We start from the raw sequence: 9,372 nt of genomic DNA, 5'->3' as shown, positions 1-9,372 counted from the left end.
CGGGGGCGGCGTCGTCGATGGTGACCGGGAAGCCGTCCTGGGTGGGTGCGGGGACCGTGGGGGCGAGCTGCTCGACCGGGTCCGTGAAGGGCGCGCGCACCGCGTTGCAGTACTCGCGGGCAATGCCGCGCAGGGAGAACGCGTAGCCGCGGTCCGGGGTCACGTTGACCTCGGCGGCGGAGTCGTAGAGACCCAGCAGCTCCATGGCGTCGGAACCCACCTCGGGGTCCAGGCCGAGGCGCGAGAGCACCAGGATGCCGTCGTGGTCCTCCCCGATGCCGAGCTCGCGCACGGAGGCGATCATGCCCGCGGAGGTGTGGCCGTAGGTCTTGCGCGCAGAGATCCGGAAGTCACCGGGCAGCACCGCGCCGGGCAGGGTGACGACGACCTTGTCCCCGACCGAGAAGTTGTGGGCACCACAGATGATGCCCTGCACACCGGAGGGGTCGATGCCCTTACCCGTGAGCGTCTGCTCCTGCCCCTCGGGAACCACGCGCACGGAGCACCAGTTCACGGTCTTGCCGTTGGAGTGGGTCTCGGGCTCCATGGTGAGCACCTGGCCCACGACGATGGGCCCGGACAGGGAGTCGGTGGGACGGTGGACGTCCTCCTCCTCCAGACCGACCTTGACCAGGGTGGCCAGCACGTCCTCGGCGGTCGCGTCCTCGGGGACGGGCGCGTACTCGCGCAGCCATGACAAAGGAATACGCATTGCTCTAGATCTCCATCCCGAAGTGCTCGCTGAAGCGGACGTCGCCCTCGACCATGTCGTGCATGTCCGGGACGTTGTTGCGGAACATCAGGGTCCGCTCGATGCCCATGCCGAACGCGAAGCCGGAGTAGCGCTCGGGGTCGATGCCCGCGGCCCGCAGGACGTTCGGGTGCATCATGCCGCAGCCGCCCCACTCGATCCAGCGGGGGCCGCCCTTGGCCGTGGGGTGCCACACGTCCAGCTCCGCGGACGGCTCCGTGAACGGGAAGTAGTTGGGGCGCAGCCGGATGGCGGCCTCCGGGCCGAACATGGTGCGCGCGAAGTGCGTGAGCGTGCCCTTGAGATCCGCCATGGACAGTCCCTCGTCCACGGCGATGCCCTCCACCTGGTGGAACACGGGCGTGTGCGTGGCGTCCAGCTCGTCCGTGCGGTAGGTCTTGCCGGGGCACACCACGTACACGGGGAGCTCGCGCTCCAGCAGCGAGCGCATCTGCACGGGCGAGGTGTGGGTGCGCAGCACCAGGTGCGAGGACGGCGGGTCCACGAAGAACGTGTCCTGCAGCTGGCGCGCCGGGTGGTCCGGCTGGAAGTTCAGGGCGTCGAAGTTGAACCACTCGTGCTCGAGCTCCGGGCCCTCCGCGACCTCCCAACCCATGCCCACGAAGATGTCCCCGATGTGCTCCATGAGGGTGTTCAGCGGCTGCCGCCCGCCCAGCCGACGACGCCGCGTGGCCGCCGTGACGTCCACGGCCTCCTCCACGAAGATGCGGGCGTCCCGCTCCTCTTCGAGCTCCGCGGTGCGCGCGGCGATCGCCTTGTTCACGCGCCCGCGGGCCTGGCCCACGAGCTTGCCCGCCGTGGCCTTGGCGGCTTTGTCCAGCCCGCCGATGGCACGGTTGGCCAGCGCCAGAGGGGACTTCTCCCCGGTGTGGTTCAGACGGACGGTCTTCAGCTCCGCGAGATCGGCGGCGGCCTGGATCTCGCGCAGCGCCTGCTCGACGGCGGCGGTGACCCCGGCCTCGTCGGTGGGGTCCACCGCGGCGGACGGTGTGCTCTCGGACATGGTTTCTCGCGTTCCTGCTCGCGGACGGGTGTCACGGATCCCGACGGCTCGGTGGCGCGGGTCACGTGTGGGGCCCTCGGCCGGGGGCCGGGCGGGCACGGTCAGTCTAGTGGATGCCGGTGGCCGCGACGCCGCGGTGGGACCCGCTCACTCCGTGCCCGTGGTGGCCGGTGCCGGAGCCGCCGAGCGCCCGGAGCCGGGTGGCCGGAAGAACGCCATGGCCACCGCCCCGAGCAGGAGCACCACCACCGGGAGCATGAGGGAGTGCGTCATGGCCAGGGCGAAGCCCGGGCGCAGCTCCTCCGGGAGTCGGCCCGCTGCCCCGAGCTCCGCAGAGCCCGCGCCCGCCGGGAGGTTCGCGGCCAGCTGGGCCTGCATGAGCACGGCCATCATGGCACTGCCGACCGCAGCGGCCACCTGCCGCGTGGCGTTGAAGACACCCGACCCCGCACCCACCACGTCCGGTGCGAGGTCCGTGGTGGCGGTCAGGGACACGGGGGACCAGATCAGTGCGCTGCCCAGACCGATCACGAGCGTGAGCGCCCCGAGCAGCCACACGGGCGTGCCGGGGCGCAGGCTCCACGCGTAGACCGCGAGCCCGGCCGCCATCACCAGCATGCCGGGCAGGGCCAGCGAGCGCGGGGACACTCGGGCCAGGGCACGGCCCACCACCGGGGCCAGCACGGCGGAGAGCAGGGACATGGGCGCGTAGCTCAGGGCTGCCGCGGTGGGGTCCAGCCCGCGGACCACCTGCAGGTACAGCATCGCGGGAATGATCATCGAGTTCACGGTGAGGCTCACCGCCGCCGTGGCCGCATTGGCCAGGGTGAAGTTGCGCTGCCGGAGCAGGCTGAGCGGCAGCAGGGGTTCCGCGGGTGTCACCCGCTGCCACACCAGGAACGCGGCGAAGACCACGGCACCCGCCCCGATCACCATCGGGATGGTGACGGGCCCCCACACGGTGGACCAGTGGTAGGTCTGGCCCTCCTGGATCCCGAAGACCATTAGGAACAGGCCCAGCCCGGACAGCAGCACGCCCAGGACGTCGAACGAGTGGCTGCGGGACGGCAGCCGCGGGAGGTGGACCGCCGCCCGCCACAGCGCGAAGATCCCCACGGGAACGTTGACCCAGAAGATCCACCGCCAGCCTGCGAGGTCCACGAGCAGACCGCCCAGCAGCGGCCCCACCAGGGTGGCGACCCCGGCGGTGGCACCCCAGATGCCGAGCGCGGAGCCGCGCGTGCGGGCCGGGAACATCCGCGTGATCACGGTCATGGTCTGCGGCGACATCAACGCCGCCCCCAGCCCCTGGACCACGCGCGCGGCCACGAGGCCGGTGACGTCCTGCGCGAGGCCGCACCACAGGGACGCCCCAGTAAAGACCGCGAGCCCCCACAGGTACACGGTGCGCGGGCCGAAGCGGTCACCCAGCCTGCCCGTGACCAGCAGCGGCACGGCGTACGCGAGCAGGTAGCCGCTGGTCACCCACAGCACCCCGGAGATGTCGGTGTGCAGACCCGAGGTGATGGCGGGGATCGCGGTGGAGACGATCGTCGCGTCCACCAGGATCATGAAGAAGCCGATCACCAGTGCCCACAGGGCGTGCCACGCCCGCGGGTCGGTCCCGGTACCCGGCGGTTCCGTGCGGCTCCGGGTCACGGGGTCACGCGCGGTCGCAGCAGCTCCAGCAGGGCGGCCACGATGGGCAGGTCCGCGGGGATCCACGGCAGGGACAGGACGGCGGCGGGGTCCGCGAGCGGGAGCCACCGCACGGCCAGGTGGTCTTCGCCCGCGCTGAGACCGGTGTCCGCCCCGTGGGTCGGAACGGCCGTGAACACGCGCATCACCGCCGAGCCCGCGAGCGGCCACCCCTGCGGCTGCGGCGCTCGCACCTCCTCCAGCAGCTCCAGCTCCACATGCAGCTCCTCGCGGCACTCGCGGAGCAGCGCGCCACGCGCGGACTCCCCCGGTTCCTGCTTGCCGCCCGGGAACTCCCACAGCCCGCGCAGGGACTCGGGGTAGGACCGCTGGGCGGCCAGCACACGGGTGGGTTCGGTGGCGGAGTCGAGCACCGCGGCGCCCACCACGCGGGTCACGTGCTCCGCGGCGGCGGTCACCGGGGCTCCCCGGCCCCGGGGACGACGCCGCCGGGGCCGGCGGGTGCGTCCGCACCGGCCGGCGTCTCGGTTCCCACGGGGGCGTGGCTCCCGTCCTGCGCGGGTGCTCCGCCGAGCGCGTCGGTGCCGCCGTGCCGAGGGCTTCCGGCCGCGTCCCGCGCGACCGCTGTCGAGATGGACGGTTGAGTGCGCCGCTGCTGCGCCCGGGCGGACGAGTAGAGGCACACGGTGGCTGCGGTGCCCACGTTGAGGGACTCGGCGCGGCCGTGCAGCGGGACGGCCACGGCGAGGTCGGCGAGCTCCCGCTCGGTGGCGCTCAGGCCCTGGGCCTCGTTGCCGAACAGCCAGGCCGTGGGCCGCTCCAGGGCGACCGTGGCGCGTCCGGAGTGCGGGGCGGCGTCGTCGTGCGTCCCGCCGATGACATCCGCCTGGGCACCGGGGCGGGCACCCACGTGGCGCAGCAGGGCGGCGTCGGCGAGCTCGTCCACGGTCACGCACGCGTGGCCGTCCGCGGCGAGCAGCTGCAGCCCGCGTTCGTGCGCGGATCGCGAGAAGTCGGTGAGGTCCACCCCGGTGAGCACCGGGAGGTGGAAGAGGGAGCCGGCGCTGGAGCGCACGGCCTTCGGGTTGAACGGGTCCACGCTGCCCGCGGTGAACACCACGGCCCCGGCGCCCGCGGCATCCGCGGCGCGCACCACCGTCCCGGCGTTGCCCGGGTCCTGCACGCGCACGAGCACGCACACCAGGTCCGCGGTGGCGGCCGCCCGCTCTGCATCCGGGCGCGGGGTGCGGCACACCGCGAGCATGCCCTGCGGTGTCACGGCGTCCGTCATGGCCGCGAGCACCTCGGTGGACACCGCCCGCACGAAGACGTCGCGACGTGCCTCCAGGACCTCGAGGTCCGCGGCGATCTCCGGGTGCCGTTCCAGCTCCGGGCCGGTGACGTACACGGCGTCGAGGACCGGCAGCTCGGCAGGGTCCTGGCCCGCGGGGGGTGCGAGCGCGAGGCGGAGCGCCTCCCGCACGTTCTGGGGCCCCTCGGCGCGGAACAGACCCCGTTTGGAACGCGTCGAGCGCCTGGTCAACGCGGCCACGTCCCTCACCCGATCGGCTCGGGGGTTGGACAGCAACCGGTCTTCCAGGCGCTCGACGAACGTCACAGCTGCACTCAGGCGGCGGCGCGGGGCGCGGAGGTGTCCTCCGGCAGCGCGTCCTTGGCCACCTGGACCAGGGCCGCGAACGCGTTCTCGTCGTTGACGGCCAGCTCGGCCAGCATGCGACGGTCCACCTCGACCTCAGCGGCCTTCAGGCCCTGGATGAAGCGGTTGTAGGTCAGGCCGTTGGCGCGGGACGCGGCGTTGATGCGCTGGATCCACAGCCGACGGAAGTCGCCCTTCTTCTTCCGGCGGTCGTTGTACGAGTAGGTGTACGAGTGGAGCATCTGCTCCTTGGCCTTGCGGTACAGGCGCGAACGCTGACCGCGGTAGCCCGACGCCTTCTCCAGGACTTCCCGACGCTTCTTGTGGGCGTTGACTGCCCGCTTCACACGTGCCACGTGTGTACTCCTCACGATCTGGTCCCGGTGCTCCCGGGAGATGACTGCCGCCGCTCACCGAGCGACGTGGTGCTGACTGGTCTGGCAGGAAGGGCTTACTTGCCCAGCATCCGCTTGATGGCCTTGGCCTCGCCCGGGGTGGAGACGATCTGGTCGCTCGCCAGACGGCGGGTCAGGCGGGAGGACTTGTGCTCCAGGTAGTGGCGGCGGTTGGCCTGCTGGCGCTTGACCTTGCCCGAGCCGGTGAGCTTGAAGCGCTTCTTGGCTCCGCTGTGGGTCTTCATCTTCGGCATGGTGGCCGTCTCCTTCTCCGTCGACCGGTGTGGGGCACACCGGTGGGTCGCGGCACTCGGCCACGACCACGCTGGTGCCGGGCGGTCACACGCCCGGCGCTGTCAATTCTCGGTTCGCGCTACTTCTTGGCGGGCCCGGGCTTGGGCGCCCCGGGCTTCGGCGCGGACGCCGCCGGCTTGGCCGGGGCAGGCTTGCTCGCGGCGGGCTTCGCCGCCGGCTTGCTCGCGGCAGGCTTGTCGGCAACGGGCTTGGCCGACGACGTCGCCGCCGGTGCCTCCTGCTCGGCGGGCGCCTTCTCCGCGACGGCCTCGGACGCCTCCACCGGCTCGGGCTGCCCGGCGTCCTGCGTCCCCTCGCTCGCGGGAGCGACCGTGGCCTTGACCTCGTCCTCGGCGGCCAGCGGAGCGCTCTCCACCGGCGCCTCGGTCGCGGGGGCCTCCGCCTCGGGTGCCGACGCCGCCCGGCGCAGCTCCTCCGGGAACGCGTCCCCGATGGACTGGGTCACGGACTCGGCGGACGAGGTGTCCACCCGCTGCTTGCGCGCGCTGTCCGCCTGGGACTTCTCGCGCTGCGCCTGCTTGCGTGCTTCCGCACGCGCCTCGGCCTTGTTCTTCAGAGGGCCGATGACCATGACCATGTTGCGGCCGTCCACGCGGGGGGTGGTCTCCACGGCACCGACCTCGGCGACGTCGTTCGCGAGCCGCTCGAGCAGACGGACGCCCATCTCGGGGCGCTGCTGCTCACGACCGCGGAACTGGATCATGGCCTTGACCTTGTCCCCCGCGGAGAGGAAGCGCTTGGCGTGGCCCACCTTGGTCTCGTAGTCGTGCGTGTCGATCTTCAGCCGGAAACGCACTTCCTTGAGGACCGTGTTGGCCTGGTTCTTGCGGGACTCACGTGCCTTGACCGCGGCCTCGTACTTGTACTTGCCGAAATCCATGAGCTTGGCCACCGGGGGCTTGGCGTTCGGTGCGACCTCGACCAGATCGAGATCCGATTCACGGGCCAGCCGCAGCGCGTCCTGGACGCGCACGATGCCGACCTGCTCGCCGCCAGGTCCGACCAGGCGGACTTCCGGGACGCGGATTCTGTCATTGATGCGTGGCTCGCTAATGCCGATCTCCTGATGTTCGTGGGTTTCCCCGTGGTTCGGACGGGACCGCAACGAAAAAACCTCCGCTGCGGCACGCGCGAGCGGAGGCTGGAAACCACACTGGGACCGATGACTCGATCTGCCCCGGCAACCCGGCACGACCGTTCGGTCTCTGACCCGAGCACCTGGTGTCCTCGGAACTGGTCCGGAACGGGCGGTGACGGGTGGGAGTCTCCTCCGCTTGCACACTGCCAGCCATGGTAGCGCATCCCCGCACCGTGGCGCCACCGGGCGCCGCCCGGACTGCTCTGTGGCCTCGGCTCCCCTGTTCTACAGTGGGAGCATGTCCGATCAGCCGCGCTCCGAGCGCTTCGAGTTCCCCTCCGCCCCCTCCACCCGGGACGCCCACGGTGGGCCGTCGGCCACCGCGCCCGAGGACCTGCCCGACGAGACGGTCGAGGTGGTCAGCGCCCAGATGCGCGACATCGCCGAGGTGCCGGCGGTGGAGGTCATCACCACCGCGGCGGTGCACCTCATGAGCGCCGCCGCCGTGAAGTGCGGGCTCGCGGCCGGTGAGGACGCGGAGGAGCTGAAGGACCTTGACGAGGCCCGCAAGCTCATCACCGCTCTGGCCGGATTCGTCACGGCCGCCGCCCCGGAGATCGGGGCCCAGCACGCCGGGCCGCTGCGCGACGGCCTGAAGTCCCTCCAGCTCGCGTTCCGCGAGGCCTCCCCGTTCCCGGACGCCCCCGGTGCGGGACCGGGCGAGAAGTTCACCGGCCCCGTCTACGGCTGAGGCGGCAGCTCCGCGGCCGGTCGCTCCCGCCCGCGAACGCGACCGAGGTCTGCGCTGGTTCTACGACACGGTCGTGGCCGCCCGTGCCTGCACGGGGGTGCGGGTGAGGCGCTCAGGCGGTCAGCCGCACCCGGATCGAGTCCACGTTCTCGGCCATGACCGGCTGCGCCGCGAGGGCCTGCTGGAACTGCCGCACGGACGCGTCCACGTCCTCCTGGGCCAGCCCGGGGCGCAGCTGCAGGGAGACGACGAGCTCGGGCCCCTCCCCTCCCCCCGTCAGGACCGTGCCGTCGTGGCGCACGGCGTGCACACCGCTGCCCGGCGCGGCGAGTGCGGAGACGACCCCGGGCAGGCCCAGCGCCGCCCGGGTCACGGCGTCGTCCACCGCGAAGTCCCGGTACGAGGGCGTCCAGCCGCGCCCCTGCGCCACGGCCCACACCGCGGGCCGCCGCACCACGAACGCCGGATCCGCGCCGGGGTCCAGGACCAGCAGGGCGGATCCGTCCTGCACGGCCGAGAGCGCGGCGCGCCGGAAGTCCGCCGCCACCGGACGGGCCTGTGCGTTCCACGCCCGCAGGGTCTCCGTGGAGGTGAACACGGGCAGGGCCTTGCGCCCGTCCGAGGCCTGGAGGCTCACCAGGGCCATGTCCGCCTCCTTGTCGGAGACCAACCCGTCCTCGGTGATGTGCGAGCGGGAGACCTGGGCGATGATCGGCACGAACACGCGCACCCCGGACAGTGCGGCCACCACCTCGTCCTCCGGGGCGTGCCCCTCGCGCCACGCGGTGAGCGCGCGGCCGAGAGCGGGGGCCGCGGCGCCGTCGTCCTCCGGGAACTGGTGCGTGTGGCTCGTGCCCTCCCCCAGGTTGCGCCCCTCCCAGGCCTGGCCGCCCGTGTCCGCGGGACCGCCCGCGGAGCGCAGCTGCGCCGCGATGTGCGGCGGGAGGGCCCGAGCGGCGTCGTGGTCGGAGCTGTCCTGCTCAGGCACCCGGGCGCCCCGCGACGTCCAGCGCCTCGGCGAGCGTGAACCTGCCCGCGTAGAGCGCCTTGCCCACGATGGCTCCCTCCACACCCGCGGGGACGAGCTCGCGCAGGGCCGCGATGTCCTCGAGGGACGAGATGCCGCCCGAGGCCACCACGGGCTTGTCCGTGCGGCGCGCCACCTCGGCGAGCAGCTCGGTGTTGGGCCCGCGCAGAGTACCGTCCTTGGTGACGTCCGTGACCACGTAGCGGGCGCAGCCGTCCGCCTCGAGACGGTCCAGGACCTCCCAGAGGTCCCCGCCGTCACGCGTCCAGCCGCGCGCCGCGAGCGTGGTGCCCCGCACGTCCAGGCCCACGGCGATCAGGTCGCCGTGCTCGGCGATCACGCGGTGGGTCCACTCGGGGTTCTCCAGCGCCGCCGTGCCGAGGTTGATCCGTGCGGGGCGCAGGGACAGCACCCGTTCGAGGGACTCGTCGTCCCTGATGCCCCCGGACATCTCGATCTTCAGGTCGAGGTTCTCGGCGACGCCGCGCAGGACCTCGATGTTGTCCCCGCGCCCGAACGCGGCATCCAGGTCCACGAGGTGCAGCCACTGCGCGCCGGCATCCTGCCAGGCGCGCGCGGCCTCGAGCGGGTCTCCGTAGCCGGTCTCCGAACCCGCCTCGCCCTGGACCAGTCGGACGGCCTGTCCGCCCTGGACGTCCACGGCGGGAAGCAGCTCGAGCCGGCGGCCGGTGGTGTCGTTCATGTGTCTCCTCCT

Annotated in this window: 10 protein-coding genes and 1 pseudogene; 1 reads left to right on the top strand and 10 read right to left on the bottom strand. The window is 72.6% G+C overall.

Going from position 1 to position 9,372, the window contains the following annotated elements; translation table 11 throughout:
• From CWC38_RS01810 to infC, 8 genes and pseudogenes are all read right to left on the bottom strand, one after another.
• Positions 1-712: pseudogene (locus CWC38_RS01810) on the bottom strand (phenylalanine--tRNA ligase subunit beta); the annotation flags it as partial.
• Between the two features lie 4 nt (positions 713-716).
• Positions 717-1,775, bottom strand: coding sequence for a phenylalanine--tRNA ligase subunit alpha (pheS, locus tag CWC38_RS01805; RefSeq protein ID WP_121845126.1), 1,059 nt, complete (start codon positions 1,773-1,775; stop codon positions 717-719).
• Between the two features lie 147 nt (positions 1,776-1,922).
• Positions 1,923-3,434, bottom strand: coding sequence for a DHA2 family efflux MFS transporter permease subunit (locus tag CWC38_RS01800; RefSeq protein WP_276309548.1), 1,512 nt, complete (start codon positions 3,432-3,434; stop codon positions 1,923-1,925).
• Positions 3,431-3,892 (bottom strand): NUDIX domain-containing protein, encoded by a 462-nt coding sequence (locus tag CWC38_RS01795; RefSeq protein ID WP_276309547.1) that lies wholly within the window; start codon positions 3,890-3,892, stop codon positions 3,431-3,433. Before CWC38_RS01795 ends, CWC38_RS01800 begins: the two co-directional genes overlap by 4 nt.
• The gene (locus CWC38_RS01790) at positions 3,889-5,052 is read right to left on the bottom strand and encodes a TrmH family RNA methyltransferase (protein WP_121845125.1); all 1,164 of its coding nucleotides are present in this window, start codon (positions 5,050-5,052) and stop codon (positions 3,889-3,891) included. Before CWC38_RS01790 ends, CWC38_RS01795 begins: the two co-directional genes overlap by 4 nt.
• An 8-nt stretch (positions 5,053-5,060) precedes the next feature.
• Positions 5,061-5,447 carry a 50S ribosomal protein L20 gene (rplT, locus tag CWC38_RS01785; protein WP_121845124.1) on the bottom strand — a complete coding sequence of 129 codons (387 nt, stop codon included), beginning with the start codon at positions 5,445-5,447 and terminating at the stop codon, positions 5,061-5,063.
• A gap of 95 nt (positions 5,448-5,542) precedes the next feature.
• On the bottom strand, positions 5,543-5,740 hold the full coding sequence (gene rpmI, locus CWC38_RS01780) for a 50S ribosomal protein L35 (RefSeq protein WP_016998296.1): 198 nt from the start codon (positions 5,738-5,740) through the stop codon (positions 5,543-5,545).
• A 119-nt stretch (positions 5,741-5,859) separates the two neighbouring features.
• Complete coding sequence (gene infC / locus CWC38_RS01775) at positions 5,860-6,906, bottom strand: translation initiation factor IF-3 (protein ID WP_240624991.1); 1,047 nt, start codon at positions 6,904-6,906, stop codon at positions 5,860-5,862.
• A gap of 271 nt (positions 6,907-7,177) precedes the next feature.
• Here infC and CWC38_RS01770 point away from each other — a divergent pair, with 271 nt between their 5' ends.
• Positions 7,178-7,630 (top strand): DUF1844 domain-containing protein, encoded by a 453-nt coding sequence (locus CWC38_RS01770; RefSeq protein WP_121845129.1) that lies wholly within the window; start codon positions 7,178-7,180, stop codon positions 7,628-7,630.
• 112 nt (positions 7,631-7,742) lie between these two features.
• On the opposite strand, the gene CWC38_RS01765 is transcribed toward CWC38_RS01770, so the two are convergent.
• Positions 7,743-8,618, bottom strand: a complete 876-nt coding sequence (locus tag CWC38_RS01765; protein ID WP_121845123.1) for an SseB family protein — start codon at positions 8,616-8,618, stop codon at positions 7,743-7,745.
• The gene (priA, locus tag CWC38_RS01760) at positions 8,611-9,360 is read right to left on the bottom strand and encodes a bifunctional 1-(5-phosphoribosyl)-5-((5-phosphoribosylamino)methylideneamino)imidazole-4-carboxamide isomerase/phosphoribosylanthranilate isomerase PriA (protein WP_121845122.1); all 750 of its coding nucleotides are present in this window, start codon (positions 9,358-9,360) and stop codon (positions 8,611-8,613) included. Before priA ends, CWC38_RS01765 begins: the two co-directional genes overlap by 8 nt.
• Positions 9,361-9,372 lie beyond the last annotated feature (12 nt).

It is taken from the genome of Kocuria tytonicola (assembly GCF_003687455.1).
GTDB classification, from domain to species: Bacteria; Actinomycetota; Actinomycetes; order Actinomycetales; family Micrococcaceae; genus Kocuria; species Kocuria tytonicola.
This window is presented reverse-complemented; position numbering and strand designations above follow the sequence as displayed.

Coding starts and splice junctions, on each gene's coding strand:
- priA (WP_121845122.1), bottom strand. CDS start 9,360: ATGAACGACACCACCGGCCGCCGGCTCGAGCTGCTTCCCGCCGTGGAC.
- pheS (WP_121845126.1), bottom strand. CDS start 1,775: ATGTCCGAGAGCACACCGTCCGCCGCGGTGGACCCCACCGACGAGGCC.
- rpmI (WP_016998296.1), bottom strand. CDS start 5,740: ATGCCGAAGATGAAGACCCACAGCGGAGCCAAGAAGCGCTTCAAGCTC.
- CWC38_RS01770 (WP_121845129.1), top strand. CDS start 7,178: ATGTCCGATCAGCCGCGCTCCGAGCGCTTCGAGTTCCCCTCCGCCCCC.